Raw genomic sequence first — 15,334 nt, forward strand, 5'->3', positions numbered from 1 at the left:
GGTTTCCCAACTCTTTCTGGGGGGGAGCCCCGCGCGCCCGCTTCCCAACCGCAACACAACACCGCCCGGCGCCCCCCCACCCTAAGCGCGCCCCGCCCGCGACGGGGAAACTCCCAGGTCAGTGCGAGAAGTTGCCCCGGTAGTACTGGAAGACGAAGCCGATCATGCTCAGCACGACGGCGAAGACGCCGATCAGGAACAGCCACATGCCGACGGCGAAGCCGAAGAACGTCAACGCCGCGGAAAGGCAGACGAACAGCGGCCACCAGCTGTGCGGGCTGAAGAAGCCGAGCTCTCCGGCCCCGTCGCTGATCTCGGCCTCCTTGCTGTCCTCCGGCTGGTCACCGATGCGGCGAGCCGTGAAGAGCAGGTAGTAGCCGATCATGAGGGCGAGGCCGACGGAGATGGCCAGCACCGCGGTGCCGGTCGGCTCCTTGGACCAGAACCAGTAGACCACGTCCACGGCGGCGAAGAAGAGGCCGCAGAGCACGAACATCCATCCCTGGATCTTCATCGAGCCTCCTCCAGCTCAGGCTTCGCGGAAAGGTGCGGGTACTTGATGTCGAACGCGGGGCGCTCGGACCGGATCCGCGGCAGCGAGGTGAAGTTGTGCCGCGGCGGCGGGCAGGAGGTCGCCCACTCCAGCGAACCGCAGTAACCCCACGGGTCGTCGACGGTGACCTTCGGCGCCTTCTTCCAGGTGATCCACACGTTGTAGAGGAACGGCAGCAGCGACGCACCGAGGAGGAACGCGCCCACCGACGAGATCAGGTTCAGGTCGGTGAAGCCGTCCACCGGGGAGTAGTCGGCGTAGCGCCGGGGGAAGCCGATGACGCCCAGCCAGTGCTGCACCAGGAACGTCAGGTGGAAACCGAAGAACGTGAGCCAGAAGTGGACCTTGCCCAGCCGGTCGTTCAGCATCCGCCCGGTGAACTTGGGCCACCAGAAGTAGAAGCCCGAGAACATCGCGAACACCACGGTGCCGAAGATCACGTAGTGGAAGTGAGCGACGACGAAGTAGGTGTCGCTGACCTGGAAGTCCAGCGGAGGCGACGCCAGGATGACGCCGGTGAGACCGCCGAAGAGGAAGGTCACCAGGAAGCCGACCGCGAAGAGCATCGGCGACTCGAACGACAGATGGCCTCGCCACATCGTGCCGATCCAGTTGAAGAACTTCACACCGGTCGGCACCGCGATGAGGAACGTCATGAACGAGAAGAACGGCAGGAGAACCTGGCCGGTCACGAACATGTGGTGCGCCCAGACGGTCACGGACAGACCGGCGATCGCGATCGTCGCGCCGACCAGACCGATGTAACCGAAGATCGGCTTGCGGCTGAACACCGGGATGACCTCGGTGATGATGCCGAAGAACGGCAGCGCGATGATGTAGACCTCGGGGTGCCCGAAGAACCAGAACAGGTGCTGCCACAGCATCGCTCCACCGGTGGCGGAGTCGAAGATGTGGGCGCCGAGCTTACGGTCGGCCTCCAGCGCCAGCAGCGCGGCGGCGAGGACCGGGAAGGCCAGCAGCACCAGGATGCTGGTGAGCAGGACGTTCCAGGTGAACATCGGCATCCGGAACATGGTCATGCCGGGCGCGCGCATGGTGATGATCGTGGTGATGAAGTTCACCGCGCCGAGGATCGTGCCGAGGCCCGACAGCGTCAGACCCATGATCCACATGTCGCCGCCGATGCCGGGCGATGTCACCGCGTTGGAGAGCGGCGCGTAGGCCGTCCATCCGAACGCCGCGGCGCCTCCCGGGGTGATGAAGCCGGCAACCGCGATGGTGCTGCCGAACAGGTAGAGCCAGTAGCTCACCATGTTCAGACGGGGGAAGGCCACGTCGGGCGCGCCGATCTGCAGCGGCATGAGCTCGTTGGCGAAGCCCGCGAACAGCGGCGTCGCGAACATCAGCAGCATGATCGTGCCGTGCATCGTGAAGAGCTGGTTGAACTGCTCGTTCGACACGAACTGCAGGCCCGGCTGGGCGAGCTCGGCGCGCATGACCAGCGCCATGACGCCGCCGATGAGGAAGAACACGAAAGACGTGATCAGGTACAGGTGCCCGATCACCTTGTGGTCGGTGGAGGAAAGCCACTTGGCCACGACCGAGCCCTTGGTGTACGGCCGGGCGGCGATGGCGGGTTGCTGGATGGCGGTCACTGTGCACTCCCCGCCTGGCTCTGGATGTACTGGTCGAACTCCGCCTGCGGCACGAGCTTCACCGAGAACAGCATCTTGCTGTGGTCGACGCCGCACAGCTCGGCACACCGGCCGACGAAGACGCCGGTGCGGTTCAGCGTCTTGATCTGGAACTTGTTCCGCACGTCACCGGGGAACACGTCCTGCTTGAACAGGAAGGCCGGCACCCAGAAGGAGTGGATGACGTCGGGCGAGTGAAGCTCGAACTCGACGTCGGCACCGGTCGGCAGCACGAGCTGCGGGCCCTCGGGGTTCTCCACGCTCTGCTTGGCCAGGTCGACCGGCACGCCCTCGACCTTGGCGGTCTTGCCCTGGTATTCGGTGGTGAAGCCCCAGCTCCACATGCGGCCCTCGACCTTGACCTTCACCGGGGCGTTGCCGGAGACCTTCATGATCTCGGTCTCGTCGCGCGCGGTGAAGTAGAAGAAGACCGAGACCATGATGATGGGCACCACGGTGTAGAGGATCTCGATCGGCAGGTTGTACCGCACCTGGGGCGGCAGCTGGTCCGGCGAGTTCTTCTTCTTGCGGTGGAACGCGCATGCCCAGAGGATCAGGCCCCACACGACGACGCCGGTGGCCAGCGCCGCGATCCAGGCTCCGTTCCAGAGCGTCTGGGTGATGAGCGACTGATCGGTGGCGCCTTCGGGCATGCCGCCCCGGGACCACTGCTCAGTCGCCTGGGCGCTACACGCCGACGCGGACGCCACGAGCACCGCCAGAGCGGCGACGCGTGGCAACCGGCGGCGGGCCAACGGTCGCCGTGTCGTACGGCGGGTCGGACTCACGGATCGCCTACCCCACAGATGAAGCCCAGGAGTCCCTCTCCTGGGCGGTTCTTCAGATTTGCTCGTTCAAGAACGACCGGCGATGTCTCGCTTCGGTCGCCCCTTTACTTGATTGAGTTCACGCTGGGGGACACATTAGCGCGGACCGGCACCGCCCCTCTGAGCAGCCCCCGTTAATGTCCTAACTGTGGTGTATCTGGACGCGGCCTCGACCGAACCCCTCCACTCCGCGGCGCGGGAGGCGCTCCTCGCCGCCCTCGACTCCGGCTGGGCCGACCCGGCCCGCCTGTACGGCCCGGCCAGGCGGGCGCAGATGCTCCTGGAGCAGGCCCGTGCCGACGTGGCCGAGGTGCTGGGCGCCCGCCCCGACGAGGTCGCGTTCACCTCGTCGGGCACCCAGGCGGTGCACCTCGGTGTGCTCGGCACACTGAACGGGCGCAGGCGGACCGGCCGCCACCTGGTGGCCGGCGCCGTCGAGCATTCCAGTGTCCTGCACACCGCCGAGGTGCACGAACACGAGGGCGGCACCGTGCGGATCGTGGGCGTGGGCCGTACGGGCCGGGTGGACGCCGAGGCGTTCGCCGAGGCCGTCTCCGTGCCCGGTACGGCCCTGGCCTGCTTGCAGACGGCCAACCACGAGGTCGGGACGCTGCAGCCGGTGGACGAGGTGGCCGCCGCGTGCCAGGAGGCGGGCGTGCCGCTGCTGGTGGACGCGGCGCAGTCCGTGGGACGGCTCCCGCTCCCCCGCGGCTGGTCGGTACTGACGGCGAGCGCGCACAAGTGGGGCGGGCCCGCCGGCGTGGGGGTGCTGGCGGTGCGCAAGGGGACCCGCTGGCGGTCGCCGTACCCGCAGGACGAGCGGGAACGGCGCCGCGTGCCCGGTTTCGAGAACGTCCCGGCGATCGTCGCGGCGGCGGCGGCGCTGCGCGCCAGGGTCGCCGAAGAGGAGGCAGAGGGTCCGCGGCTGTCCGCCCTGGTCAATCGGATCAGGACGGAGGTGCCGCGCCTGGTGCCGGACGTGGAGGTGGTCGGCGACCCGTTGCAGCGACTGCCCCACATTGTCACCTTTTCGTGTCTTTATGTGGAGGGTGAGGCGCTGCTGGCCGAGCTGGACCGGGCCGGTTTCGCGGTCTCGTCCGGGAGCTCGTGCACCGCTAGTACGCTTCGCCCATCGCACGTGCTCGAGGCGATGGGTGTGCTTACGCACGGGAACGTCCGGGTATCGCTGCCCCGTGGCGTGTCCGAGGGCGACGTCGACCGGTTCCTCGCCGTACTTCCGGACATCGTGCGACGCATCCGAGCGAGTTTGGGAGTGCACTGATGTGGCGGAGGCGGTCGGGGGCCGGCAAGAGCGAGCCCGAGGAGCAGCAGTGGAGCGAGCCGCGCGCCGAGGCGCGTGAGCCCGCCGCCCTGACGATCGACGCGCTGGGCCGCAAATGCCCCATCCCGATCATCATGCTGGCCGACCAGATCAACCAGGTGCCCATGGGGGCGGTGGTCGAGGTTCTCGCCGACGACCCCGCCGCGGTCACCGACATCCCCGCGTGGTGCCGGCTGAAGTCCCACGCGCACGTCGGCAGCGTGGAGATCCCTCAGGGCGGCTGGTCGATCCAGGTGCGGCGTAACTACTGACTGCTCGTCCCTCGCCTGGGTAGGGGGTCCTCGAAGCACACAATCCACAGATTCTTCGGGGGATTCCATGACGACTGCACGTAACGTCATGCACTTCGGCGTGCAGTGCATCGGCGAGAACGAGAACCTGCTCACCGCGGCACGGATGATGCGCGACCTCAGCGTCGGCTCGCTGCCCGTGTGCGGGAACGACGACAGGCTCAAGGGGATCATCACCGACCGCGACATCGTCATCAAGTGCGTCGCGGCCGGTAAGGACTGCTCCGAGGTCACGGCGAAGGACCTCGCGCAGGGCACGCTCGTCTGGGTCGACGCCGAGGCGGACCTGGAGGAGGCGCTCCACACGATGGAGGAGCATCAGATCCGGCGACTGCCGGTGCTGGAGAACCACCGGCTCGTCGGCGTCATCACCGAGGCCGATCTGGCCGCCCACCTGCCCGAGGACAAGCTCGCCGAGGCGGTCAGCCGGATCTACGCCGAGAGCACGCCCCGCGTGTAGCGGTTCACCCGCGCATCGCGGGTCTCACGCGTAGTGGCAGTTCACGTGGGCGGCGACCTCGTCCGCGGCGTCCTGGCCGTAGGCGGCGGCGAACCGGTCCAGGAAGACGCGCTGGCCCAGCTCGTACTCCTGGCAGCCGACCTGCTCCAGTACGTGCGTCGCGGTGAGGTTGCCCACCTGGGCGCAACGCTCCAGGGACAGGTCCCACGCGAGGGCCGCGAGGAAGCCGGCCCGGAAGGCGTCGCCGACGCCGGTCGGGTCGGCCTTCCCCAGCTCGGGCGCCGGGGGGACGTGCAGGCTCGGCTCGCCGACACGGTCGACCCTGGCGCCCTTGGGCCCGAGCGTGGTGACGCGGACGCCGACCCTGCTCAGGATCTCGTCGTCCGACCAGCCGGTCTTCTGCTCGATGAGGCCCTTCTCATAGTCGTTGCCGAACAGGTAGGCGGCGCCGTCGATGAGCTGGCGGATCTCCTCGCCGGGCATCCGGGCGAGCTGCTGTGAGGGGTCGGCCGCGAACGGGATGCCGCGCCCGCGCGCCTCGTCCGTGTGCCGCAGCATGGCGTCCGGGTCGTTGGGGCTGACCAGGATCAGGTCCAGGCCGCCGATGCGGTCCATGATCGGGCCGAGCTCGATCTCCCTGGCCTCGGCCATCGCGCCCGTGTAGAACGAGGCGATCTGGTTGTGCTCCTCGTCGGTGGTGCAGAGGAAGCGCGCCGTGTGGTGCAGCTCCGAGATGTAGACCGACTCGCAGTCGACGCCGTGCCGCTCGAGCCACGACCGGTAGTCCGTGAAGTCCGTCCCGACCGCGCCGACGAGGATGGGGCGCAGCCCCAGGCATCCCATTCCGAACGAGATGTTCGCCGCGCACCCCCCGCGACGGATCTGCAGTTCGTCGACCAGGAAGGACAGGGAGACCCGGTCGAGCTGTTCAGCGACGAGCTGGTCCCCGAAACGGCCGGGGAAGGTCATCAGGTGATCGGTCGCGATGGAGCCGGTGACGGCGATGCGCACGGGGTCGTTCTCCTCGTTGTCAGCATCTCGATGAACGTGTTGATGAACGTCTTGATAAACCCCGCAAGGATACGCGACCCGTGCTCGGCCGGTGCTCAACCTGCCCCCGGGCATACGAACGCCCCGCATGGCCGGGGCCGTACGGGGCGCGCGTGTCGCGGTGGGCGGATCCGCTCGGCGGGATCCGCGGGATCCGCTAGTTGAACGAGTCGCCGCAGGCGCACGAGCCCGTGGCGTTCGGGTTGTCGATCGTGAAGCCCTGCTTCTCGATCGTGTCGACGAAGTCGACCGTGGCGCCGATCAGGTACGGCGCGCTCATCCGGTCGGTCACGACGCTGACACCGCCGAAGTCCGACACGACGTCGCCGTCCATCGAGCGGTCGTCGAAGAAGAGCTGGTACCGCAGGCCGGAACAGCCGCCCGGCTGCACGGCGACGCGCAGCTGCAGCCCCTCCTCGCCCTGCTGCTCCAGCAGGCTCTTGACCTTGGCGGCGGCCGCATCAGTCAGGATCAGGCCCTGCTGCGTGGTCTCGCTGCTCTCAACCGTCATGTGCTGACTCCCGCGTCTGCGTCAACCGCCCACCGGGAGCGGTCGATTGATTCTGACGTCTCAGGTAGGGCTCAATGGGATATTTCCACCTTCATCGAAGGTCACTCCCTGAAGCTCTCCCCAGATAGACGCTACCAACACCGGCCCGGTGCCACACATTCCCCGCCGTCCCGGGAAGAGGCCGCGGAAACCGCGCGCCGACGGGCACCGAACCGGCGCGACCGGGGCGGGAGCGGGACGCGAGCAGGGCACACGGAGCCGGACGGGGAGGCAGCCCCGGGGCCCCCTGGAATGAAACGGACGAAGGGTGTGTAATTATTAGTCGTCAGTTCGACGATAAGTCCCCGAAGGGGGTGTGGTCGTGACGACCACCGAGACCGGGATCCCGCTCTTCATCCTCGGCCAGGGCACCGACCCGCACAGCGAACGCGGAGTGGACTGTCCGGGCGAGCTTCCCCTCGCCTCCGATCCCGCGCTGGTCGAGCGCGCCCGCAAGGCCAAGGAGCGGCTCGGCGACAAGCTGTTCGTGCTCGGCCACCACTACCAGCGTGACGAGGTCATCCAGTTCGCCGACGTGACGGGCGACTCCTTCAAGCTCGCGCGCGAGGCCGCCGCCAGGCCGGAGGCCGAGTACATCGTGTTCTGCGGCGTGCACTTCATGGCGGAGTCGGCCGACATCCTCACCAGCGACGCGCAGAAGGTCGTCCTGCCCGACCTGGCGGCCGGCTGCTCGATGGCCGACATGGCGACCTTCGACCAGGTCGAGGAGTGCTGGGAGGCCCTGGAGGACGCGGGGATCGCCGACCAGGTGGTCCCGATCACGTACATGAACTCGAGCGCCGACATCAAGGCCTTCTGCGGGCGGCACGGGGGCGCGGTGTGCACCTCGTCCAACGCCCGGCGGGCGCTCGAGTGGGCCTTCGAGCAGGGACAGAAGATCCTGTTCCTCCCGGACCAGCACCTCGGCCGGAACACCGCCGTGCTGGAGATGGGCCTGTCCCTCGACGACTGCGTGGTCTACAACCCGCACCGTCCGAACGGCGGCCTCACCCGGGAGCAGCTCGAGAACGCCCGGATGATCCTGTGGAAGGGCCACTGCTCGGTCCACGGCCGGTTCACCGCCGAGTGCGTCGACGACGTACGCGCCCGCATCCCTGGCGTGAACGTGCTGGTCCACCCGGAGTGCCGCCACGAGGTCGTGACCAAGGCCGACTACGTGGGCTCGACGGAGTACATCATCCGCAGGCTGGAGGAGGCTCCGGCCGGCTCCTCGTGGGCGATCGGCACCGAGCTCAACCTGGTCAAGCGGCTCGCGCGGATGTTCCCGGACAAGGACGTGACGTTCCTCGACCGGACCGTGTGCTACTGCTCCACGATGAACCGGATCGACCTGCCGCACCTGGTGTGGGCGCTGGAGTCGCTCGCCGACGGCGAGGTCGTCAACCAGATCACGGTCGACCCCGACACCACCCACTGGGCCAAGGTCGCGCTCGACCGTATGCTCGCGCTCCCCTGACCTGGCCACGGCCCCCGACGTCGCACGTACGCGCGGCGACCCTCCCTGTGGACGGATCGCCACGCGGCGACGGGCTCAGAGGCCCGGAGCGCCCCAGACGGGGAACCAGCGGGCGAGGTCCGGCTCAATCTTGAGCTCGCCCGCGAGCGCCCCGCGGACCTGCAACTCCAGGGCGTTGTCCCGCTGGGTCCCGCCGGCGGGCGCGAAGGGGTAGAAGGTGCCCTGCTTGTAGAGGTAGACGATCGCGAGCCGCCGGTTCCGGGGATCGGTGAAGGTCACCAGCGAGCACAGCAGGGACGGCCCGAAGCCGTTCCCCTCCAGCGTCGAATTGACCGCGTGCAGGTCGGTGACCAGCGACGCCACGTCCTCGGCCGGGCGGCGGACCACCAGCCAGGTGTAGCCGTAGGAGTCGGGCGCCAGCTCGGTCCCCTTGCCCAGGAGGGCCTGGATGTCCTGTTCGAGCTGGATGAAGGCGCCGCCCTCCGCGGCGCGGAAGCAGACCGACCCGACGCCTGCCGGGGTGAACCCGGTGGCGGCCTGCAGGGTCACCGCCGCCGACGGCAGCGCGAACAGCGCGTCGAGATCGGGCCTCGCCGGTTTCGACCGGCCCAGGAGCGCGTCGAACCAGCCCATCAGCGCCCCAGCTCGGCGGAGATGCTGGACAGCTGCGCCAGGCGGCGCTCCAGCGGCGGGTGTGTGGAGAAGAGCGACGCGACGCTCTGCCCGGAGAGGGCGGGCGCGAAGTAGAACGCGTTGAACGGCTGGGCCTCGCGCAGGTCCTGGGTCGGGATCCGGGCGATCTCGCCACTCACCTTGGTCAGCGCGCTCGCCAGGGCCGACGGACGCTGGGTCAGCAGCGCGCCCGCGCGGTCGGCGGCCAGCTCGCGGTAGCGGGACAGCGCCCGCGTCAGCAGGAAGCTCACGGCGTAGACGATGCCGGACACCAGCAGGATGATCAGCCCGACGGGCGGGCCGTTGTTGTTGTCCCTGCGGCCTCCTCCCGCGAGGCCGCTGTAGAGCGCGAACCGGGTCATCAGCCCGGCCACGATCCCGAGGAACGAGGCGATCGTCATGACCGCGACGTCGCGGTGCGCGACGTGTGACATCTCGTGGGCGAGGACGCCTTCGAGCTCCTGCGCGTCGAGCCTGCGCAGGATCCCGGTCGTCACGCAGACGACCGCGTTCTTCTGGTTGCGCCCGGTGGCGAACGCGTTGGGCACGTCCGAGTCGGCGATCGCCACCCTGGGTTTCGGCATGTCCGCCATGGCGCTCAACCGGTCGATGATGCCGTGCAGCTCAGGGGCTTCCTGAGGGGAGACCTCCCGTCCGTGCATCGCGAACAACGCGATCTTGTCGGACAGGAAGTACTGCACCAGCAGGAAGCCTCCGGCGATCACCAGCACCACGACGGCGCGCACTCCGACCGCGATCAGGATGGCCACGAACGCGACGTAGAGCAGGCCGAGCAGGAACATGGTCGTGACCATCCGGGTGGTCAGACCACGATCTGGGGCGAACCTGGTCCGGGACATCAGCCCGGGATGAGCCCGGTGTCGCCGAGCATCTCCCGCACTTCCTCGATCGAGGCGTCGGCGGGCGGCAGGATCAGCTCGGACGGCTCCAGCGAGTCGTCCGGCAGCGCCTTGCCGACGTGGCGGACCTTGTCCAAAAGCGCGTGCAGCTTGACCCGGAACACCGCCTCGTCATCGGACTCGATGGCGGCCTCAAGCTCACTGTCCAGGGCGTTCAGAACGTCGAGATCGGTGTCCGCGATCTGGATCTGGCCCTCTCCCATGATTCGGACGATCACAGGCCCTCCCCCGGCTGACGCAGCTGCTGGGTCTGCGACGGCTGTGCCGCCTGACCCGGCTGCCCGGCCTCGATAGCGCTCTTGGGAGCCGGGCCCTGCCCGAGCTCCGCCTTCATCTTGGCGATCTCCAGCTCGACGTCCGTGCCGCCGCCCATGCGGTCCAGCTCGGCCTGGATGTCGTCACGCTGGCCGGTGAAGTCGTCGAGGGCGCCGCTGGCCAGCAACTCGTCGATCGCGCCCGCGCGCGCCTGCATCTGCGCGGTCTTGTCCTCAGCGCGCTGGATCGCGAGACCGACGTCGCCCATCTCCTCGGAGATGCCGGAGAACGCCTCGTTGATCCGAGTCTGCGCCTCGGCCGCCGTGTAGGTGGCCTTGATGGTCTCCTTCTTGGTGCGGAAGGAGTCCACCTTGGCCTGCAGCCGCTGGCTGGCGAGGGTGAGCTTCTCCTCCTCACCCTGGAGGTTGTTGTACTGGATGCGAAGGTCGGCGATCTGCGTGTTCAGACCGTTGCGGCGAGTCAGCGCCTCGCGCGCCAGGTCCTCGCGCCCCGCGGACAGCGCCTGCCTGCCCTGGCCCTCCAGCTTCGTGGCCTGGCTTTCCAGCTGGTTGATCTGCAGTTCGACCCGCTTGCGGCTGGTGGCGACGTCGGCCACGCCCCGGCGCACCTTCTGCAGCAGCTCCAGCTGGCGCTGGTAGGAGTAGTCCAGGGTCTCCCGCGGATCCTCCATCTTGTCCAGTGCCTTGTTGGCCTTCGACTTGAAGATCATGGAAAGTCTTTTCATCACGCTCATGCGCGTCGGCCGTCCCCTTCTTAAGGTTGCGTGGGTAGCCCCAGCCGTATTCAGTCGCCCAAAAGCGGCAGAGCCGCCTGGGTTCACCCTACGCATAACGCGTGAGGGCGTCACTAAGTTGCACTCCCGGTAGGCTGGGCGACGTGTTCGGACGTCGTAACCAGGCCGCTACGGACGAGGCCCCCGTCCCCGTGGAAGATCCTAAGCCCCAGGGGACTCCGGGTAAGGGCCGTCCCACCCCCAAGCGGAGCGAGGCGCAGGGGCGCCGCCGCTCGCCCGTGACCGCGCCTGCCAACCGCAAGGAAGCCTACCGGCAGCAGCGCGACCGTGACCGGGCGTTGCGGACCCGCCAGCGCGAGGGCATGATGCGCGGCGAGGAGAAGTACCTCCCTCCCCGTGACAAGGGCCCCGTGCGCAAGTTCGCCCGCGACTGGGTCGACTCCCGGCGTCTCCCCGGTCAGTACTTCCTGCCCGCGGTGCTGGTCATCATGCTGCTGTCGATGGTGCCGTTCCCGCTGGCGATCCGTCAGGTGGTCCTCACGGTGTACACCCTGGCCCTGCCGGTGGTGATGGTCGCGGTGCTCGGCAGCTCCTTCTTCGTCGCGAACCGGGTGAAGAAGGCGGTCGCGGCGAAGTTCCCCCACGAGAACCTCAAGGGCGTCGGTTTCTACGCCGCGATGCGGTCCTCCCAGATCCGCCGCCTGCGCTTCCCCAAGCCGACGGTGCTGCCCGGCGGCAAGCCGGTCGCGCCTCCGGCGAGCTGAGTTTCCGGTACGGCCCCGCACAGCGGTGGCCGTACCCCGCTCTTCACCGGTTCCGCTTCACCGTCGTGGCACCGGCGGTGACGCCGTCTTCGGCATCGTCCACGTCGATCCATACGAGCGTGCCATCCGTGACCTGCGGCACCAGCCACCCCTTCAGTGGCATGCCGACCTCCAGCGCGTCCGCCGTCGCCCTCAGCAGCGCGTAGTAAGAGGACCAGTCGCCCCCTTCCGCGAACGTGCCCCCGTTCTCGACGAACGTGCCCGCGACGTCCCTCCGCACCGAATCGACCAGCAGATATTCACCGTTCTGGTCGTCCCCGACGGGGATCATGCGCCCGCTCCACCACTCGGCCCGAGGGTCGGCGGTGTAGTCGGTGCCTTCCTGGCGGCACAGGTCCCGCCAGGTGTCGCGAATCTCCTTCACGCCGTACATCCCGTAGAGGTACAGCTCAAGGCCCCCCGTGCCGCCGATGTCGCCTGAGCCGTTGTGCCGCAGCAGGGACGCGCGCAGGTCGTCGGGGAAACGCAGCCCCATCTGGGCCTCGGCCACGGCGATCGTGCGCGCCCTCGCGGGGCGCCGCAGCGCGCGATAGGTCTCGGGCGCGTTGGCCCTGAGCCACTTCTCTATGCGCCGCCACTGCCGGTTGACGGCGCGGGTGACGCCCGGCCGCACCGGCAGCACCCGGGGCCTGCCGACCGTGGGCGTGCACGCCGCGTCCGGCACCGGATAGTCGTCCTGCCCCCGGGCGTCCGGCACCGGATGATCCTCCTGGCCCCCGCCCTCGGATATGAACGTCGGAGGGTCGGACCGGCTGACGGCGGTGTCGTCCAGCGCCCCCGGCTTACTCTCCAGGCAGGTGAAGAGGCCGTTCGGTCGGGTCGCACAGCCGGACCTGTCGTACTCCAAGAGCCCCGCCGGGCCCTCCGCGCACTGATCCCCTTGACACGCGTCGTCACCGACGAGGGGCCCGTTCGTGGAGAAGACGATCAGGGAGCTGCCGAAGGTCGAGTTCTCGAGGAACTGGGCGCCGAGCGCGAGCAGGCAGACGGCCAGGGCGGCCGCGGCCCACCGGCGGGCCCGCCTGCGGGTCCGGCCGTCGAGCCTGCGCACGTCCGCCATCGGGCCCTCCGCGCGGTCGCCGGCGAACGCCTCGATCAGGGCGGCGCCGCGCGGGCGGTGGCGGGCATAGCGGCGGAGCTCCTCGGCCGAGGGCCGCCCCAGGATCGGTTCGGCGGGGAAGGGCGCGGAGTCACCGGTGCCGCTGGAGGCACGGGGTCCGGCCGCACGGAGTCCGGCGGTGCCCGGGGCGGCGGGGCGATCCGGTGCATGGGTGCCCGGCTGGACACGGTGGCCGGGGAACGAGGGCCCCACGGCCAGATCCGGGGCGTAACGATCCAGGGCACGGTCCAGGGCGCGGCGCCGGAGCACGATGACGGCACCGGCGATGCCGGCGGCCACCGCGACCGTGAGCGCGAGCCGTACCAGACGAGAAGTGATCAACCGCCGCACCGGGGCACACTACCGCCAATCCTCCGCACGCCGTGTCCGATCTCCCACGGCGTCGACGGGCCCCACCACCGGCTCCTGCGCGGCTTCCTGGGTGTACGGGCCGGTCATGGCACTATGGCGACCGGCATCGCGCCGGGAACGCCGCGGGCGAGAGCCGTACCGGTCGCTGGGGGCGGCGAGACGATCGCGAAGACGGGGCGGGGATGAGAACCAGCAGGCGGGGATTCTTGGGCGTCGCCGCGGCGCTCGCGGCGGTCGCGACGGGCACGGGCACCGGCACCGGATCGGCGGAGGCCACCACCTGGCGGGGCAGGGCATGGGGCCGCGGGGACGGAGACGATCCGCACGCGGGGGCGGGACAGGTCGGCTCCGGGCACACGGGCGGCGACCTCCCGGGCGCGGACCACGGACACGACCTCGCGCATGGCGATCCCATGCACGGCGACCGCGGCGGACTCGGCCGCTCCGGACTGGATCGGCCCTCCACCGCGACGCTCACGCCGTTCATGGACGCCCTCCGCGTCCCTCCGGTCATCCGGCCGCGCGGGCCGAGGCTGACCGTGGAGATGCGCTCGGTGGACCGGCGGCTGCACTCCCAGCTCCCGCCGACGCGCCTGTGGACCTACGGAGGGCACTTCCCCGGGCCGACGATCGAGGTACGGCGCGGCCAGCGGCTGGAGGTGGCCTGGAAGAACGTCATCGGGGACGAGCGCGTTCCGGTCACCGCCGTGGAGGTCTTCGCGCCCGTGGGGATCCAGCCGAACCCGTACGTCGTTCCCGGGCGGAGCGGGGGGACACCGCGCGCGGACGTGGCGGCGATCCCCCCGTGGCTCGTGGTCCACCTGCACGGCGCCGTCACCGGGGCCGGCCAGGACGGATGGTCGGAGAACGGGCAGTTCCCCGGCGAGACGCAGATCGTGGAGTACCTCAACGACCAGCCGGCGGCCACTCTCTGGTACCACGACCACTCGATGCACATCTCGACGTGGACGCTGTTCGCCGGGCTCATCGGCATGTACCTGATCAGGGACGAGGAGGAGGATCTGCTCGGGCTGCCCGACGGTGACCGGGAGATCCCGCTGGTGATCACCGACCGCAACTTCGAGGTCGACGCCGACGGCCGGCTCACCGGCGGCCTGCTGCACAAGGTGACCTACGCCGAGGCCGGGCCGCCGAAAATCACGGCGGGGTTCCGGGGTCCGTACACGCTGGTCAACGGCATGGTCTGGCCCTATCTGGACGTCGAGCCCGGCTGGTACCGGTTCCGGCTGCTCAACGCGTGCAACACCCGCACGTACCACATGATGATCATCGATGAGGAGACCGGGCGGCCGGTGCCCGGGACGATACGGCAGATCGGGACGGACGCCGGACTTCTCCCGGCTCCCGTGACCGTGGACTCGCCGCTCATCCTGTCGCCGGGAGAGCGGGCGGACATCCTGGTCGACTTCACCGGGTGCGGCGGCCGGCGGCTGCGGCTCGTGAACGTGCTGGACGACAACCCGCCGGCGCCGCCCATCTCGCGGGAGTCCACTCCCGGCACGCCCACGCCCGGCCTGCCGTACCCGGAGATGATGCAGTTCCGGGTGGCCTCCCAGGGGGGATCCGACCTGTTCGTCCCGCCGCCGGTGCTCTCCCCCACGTTCACCCGCACGACGTACGACTCGCTCCCGGCGGACCGCAACCACCGGGTGGTCCTCACCAAGGTCCTGGGCGGCAGGCACGCCGAGATGTGGGAGATGGAGGAGGTGGACGCGGCGTCGGTGACGATTCCCTCCGACGGCGTCGTGCAGCTCCGGGGCGCGGACGGCGGGGTCAGGACCTTCCGCCGGATCTCCCGCAACCCCGACGACACAGTCAACTTCTACGGCGAGCTCGGCAAGTGTGAGCACTGGACGTTCATCAACGCCGCGACGGCTCTGCACCCGATGCACATCCACCTGATGCGCTTCCAGATCCTCTCCCGGGAGGAGTACGACGTCAGCGGGTTCGACATGAAGCTCTGCGGGACCACCCGGCCCCTCGCCTTCAAGCGGACGGGCGTGGTCCAGGAGGGCGAGAGGGGCTGGAAGGACGTGGTCCGCCTCGGGGACGCGGAGGTCGTGGAGATCGCCGGGCGGTTCGAGGGCGGCACCGGCCGGTACGCCTACCACTGCCACCTGCTGGAGCATCAGGACACGGGCATGATGCGGCCGCTGATCGTCTTCCCGCCCGGGGTCGGGGCGCTGCGCCTGGCGCACCAGCACACCGCGTGA

At 69.3% G+C, this 15,334-nt stretch carries 16 protein-coding genes; 6 read left to right on the forward strand and 10 right to left on the reverse strand.

Annotation, left to right across the window (positions count from 1 at the left end; translation table 11 throughout):
• Positions 1-118: 118 nt before the first annotated feature.
• From AB0I59_RS40905 to ctaC, 3 genes are read right to left on the reverse strand one after another with little or no spacing between them, the layout of a single operon-like run.
• The gene (locus AB0I59_RS40905) at positions 119-514 is read right to left on the reverse strand and encodes a cytochrome c oxidase subunit 4 (RefSeq protein ID WP_061256539.1); all 396 of its coding nucleotides are present in this window, start codon (positions 512-514) and stop codon (positions 119-121) included.
• On the reverse strand, positions 511-2,169 hold the full coding sequence (gene ctaD, locus AB0I59_RS40910; protein ID WP_061256537.1) for an aa3-type cytochrome oxidase subunit I: 1,659 nt from the start codon (positions 2,167-2,169) through the stop codon (positions 511-513). The genes AB0I59_RS40905 and ctaD overlap by 4 nt, the downstream gene beginning before the upstream one ends.
• The gene (gene ctaC / locus AB0I59_RS40915) at positions 2,166-2,996 is read right to left on the reverse strand and encodes an aa3-type cytochrome oxidase subunit II (protein ID WP_061256535.1); all 831 of its coding nucleotides are present in this window, start codon (positions 2,994-2,996) and stop codon (positions 2,166-2,168) included. The genes ctaD and ctaC overlap by 4 nt, the downstream gene beginning before the upstream one ends.
• A 187-nt stretch (positions 2,997-3,183) precedes the next feature.
• Here ctaC and AB0I59_RS40920 point away from each other — a divergent pair, with 187 nt between their 5' ends.
• The 3 genes from AB0I59_RS40920 to AB0I59_RS40930 all read left to right on the forward strand — a co-directional run bounded on the left by AB0I59_RS40920 (position 3,184) and on the right by AB0I59_RS40930 (position 5,127).
• On the forward strand, positions 3,184-4,317 hold the full coding sequence (locus AB0I59_RS40920; protein WP_061256533.1) for a cysteine desulfurase family protein: 1,134 nt from the start codon (positions 3,184-3,186) through the stop codon (positions 4,315-4,317).
• Positions 4,317-4,628: a sulfurtransferase TusA family protein gene (locus tag AB0I59_RS40925; RefSeq protein ID WP_358142230.1), complete on the forward strand. Its 312-nt coding sequence runs from the start codon at positions 4,317-4,319 to the stop codon at positions 4,626-4,628. Before AB0I59_RS40920 ends, AB0I59_RS40925 begins: the two co-directional genes overlap by 1 nt.
• Before the next feature lie 67 nt (positions 4,629-4,695).
• Positions 4,696-5,127, forward strand: coding sequence for a CBS domain-containing protein (locus AB0I59_RS40930; protein WP_061256531.1), 432 nt, complete (start codon positions 4,696-4,698; stop codon positions 5,125-5,127).
• A gap of 24 nt (positions 5,128-5,151) precedes the next feature.
• Here AB0I59_RS40930 and AB0I59_RS40935 read toward each other — a convergent pair whose 3' ends face one another.
• Together AB0I59_RS40935 and erpA are read right to left on the reverse strand one after the other, a co-directional pair.
• The gene (locus tag AB0I59_RS40935; protein ID WP_358142233.1) at positions 5,152-6,138 is read right to left on the reverse strand and encodes a carbohydrate kinase family protein; all 987 of its coding nucleotides are present in this window, start codon (positions 6,136-6,138) and stop codon (positions 5,152-5,154) included.
• Positions 6,139-6,334: 196 nt separating this feature from the next.
• Positions 6,335-6,688, reverse strand: coding sequence for an iron-sulfur cluster insertion protein ErpA (gene erpA, locus AB0I59_RS40940; RefSeq protein WP_061256525.1), 354 nt, complete (start codon positions 6,686-6,688; stop codon positions 6,335-6,337).
• 361 nt (positions 6,689-7,049) lie between these two features.
• On the opposite strand from erpA, the gene nadA reads away from it, so the two are divergent.
• Positions 7,050-8,204: a quinolinate synthase NadA gene (gene nadA / locus AB0I59_RS40945; protein WP_358142236.1), complete on the forward strand. Its 1,155-nt coding sequence runs from the start codon at positions 7,050-7,052 to the stop codon at positions 8,202-8,204.
• 75 nt (positions 8,205-8,279) lie between these two features.
• On the opposite strand, the gene pspAB is transcribed toward nadA, so the two are convergent.
• The 4 genes from pspAB to AB0I59_RS40965 are packed head-to-tail and all read right to left on the reverse strand — an operon-like array spanning position 8,280 to position 10,805.
• The gene (pspAB, locus tag AB0I59_RS40950) at positions 8,280-8,837 is read right to left on the reverse strand and encodes a PspA-associated protein PspAB (protein ID WP_061256521.1); all 558 of its coding nucleotides are present in this window, start codon (positions 8,835-8,837) and stop codon (positions 8,280-8,282) included.
• Positions 8,837-9,736 carry a zinc metalloprotease HtpX gene (gene htpX, locus AB0I59_RS40955; RefSeq protein WP_061256519.1) on the reverse strand — a complete coding sequence of 300 codons (900 nt, stop codon included), beginning with the start codon at positions 9,734-9,736 and terminating at the stop codon, positions 8,837-8,839. Before htpX ends, pspAB begins: the two co-directional genes overlap by 1 nt.
• A complete protein-coding gene (pspAA, locus tag AB0I59_RS40960) occupies positions 9,736-10,014 on the reverse strand; it encodes a PspA-associated protein PspAA (RefSeq protein WP_061256517.1) in 279 nt (92 codons plus the stop codon). The genes htpX and pspAA overlap by 1 nt, the downstream gene beginning before the upstream one ends.
• Positions 10,011-10,805 (reverse strand): PspA/IM30 family protein, encoded by a 795-nt coding sequence (locus AB0I59_RS40965; protein ID WP_082776955.1) that lies wholly within the window; start codon positions 10,803-10,805, stop codon positions 10,011-10,013. The genes pspAA and AB0I59_RS40965 overlap by 4 nt, the downstream gene beginning before the upstream one ends.
• Before the next feature lie 143 nt (positions 10,806-10,948).
• Here AB0I59_RS40965 and AB0I59_RS40970 point away from each other — a divergent pair, with 143 nt between their 5' ends.
• Positions 10,949-11,569: a DUF3043 domain-containing protein gene (locus AB0I59_RS40970; protein ID WP_061256512.1), complete on the forward strand. Its 621-nt coding sequence runs from the start codon at positions 10,949-10,951 to the stop codon at positions 11,567-11,569.
• Positions 11,570-11,612: 43 nt separating this feature from the next.
• Here AB0I59_RS40970 and AB0I59_RS40975 read toward each other — a convergent pair whose 3' ends face one another.
• Entirely contained in the window at positions 11,613-13,070 is a 1,458-nt protein-coding gene (locus AB0I59_RS40975; RefSeq protein ID WP_358142240.1) for an SMI1/KNR4 family protein, read from the reverse strand.
• A gap of 212 nt (positions 13,071-13,282) precedes the next feature.
• Here AB0I59_RS40975 and AB0I59_RS40980 point away from each other — a divergent pair, with 212 nt between their 5' ends.
• Positions 13,283-15,334, forward strand: a complete 2,052-nt coding sequence (locus AB0I59_RS40980) for a multicopper oxidase family protein (RefSeq protein ID WP_358142243.1) — start codon at positions 13,283-13,285, stop codon at positions 15,332-15,334.

It is taken from the genome of Microtetraspora glauca (assembly GCF_040656155.1).
In the GTDB taxonomy this organism is placed as follows: Bacteria; Actinomycetota; Actinomycetes; order Streptosporangiales; family Streptosporangiaceae; genus Microtetraspora; species Microtetraspora glauca.

Excerpts from the sequence above, each read along its gene's own strand:
- AB0I59_RS40930 (WP_061256531.1), top strand. The coding sequence starts at position 4,696 with ATGACGACTGCACGTAACGTCATGCACTTCGGCGTGCAGTGCATCGGC.
- AB0I59_RS40925 (WP_358142230.1), top strand. The coding sequence starts at position 4,317 with ATGTGGCGGAGGCGGTCGGGGGCCGGCAAGAGCGAGCCCGAGGAGCAG.
- AB0I59_RS40905 (WP_061256539.1), bottom strand. The coding sequence starts at position 514 with ATGAAGATCCAGGGATGGATGTTCGTGCTCTGCGGCCTCTTCTTCGCC.
- htpX (WP_061256519.1), bottom strand. The coding sequence starts at position 9,736 with ATGTCCCGGACCAGGTTCGCCCCAGATCGTGGTCTGACCACCCGGATG.
- erpA (WP_061256525.1), bottom strand. The coding sequence starts at position 6,688 with ATGACGGTTGAGAGCAGCGAGACCACGCAGCAGGGCCTGATCCTGACT.
- AB0I59_RS40980 (WP_358142243.1), top strand. The coding sequence starts at position 13,283 with ATGAGAACCAGCAGGCGGGGATTCTTGGGCGTCGCCGCGGCGCTCGCG.
- pspAB (WP_061256521.1), bottom strand. The coding sequence starts at position 8,837 with ATGGGCTGGTTCGACGCGCTCCTGGGCCGGTCGAAACCGGCGAGGCCC.
- AB0I59_RS40965 (WP_082776955.1), bottom strand. The coding sequence starts at position 10,805 with ATGAGCGTGATGAAAAGACTTTCCATGATCTTCAAGTCGAAGGCCAAC.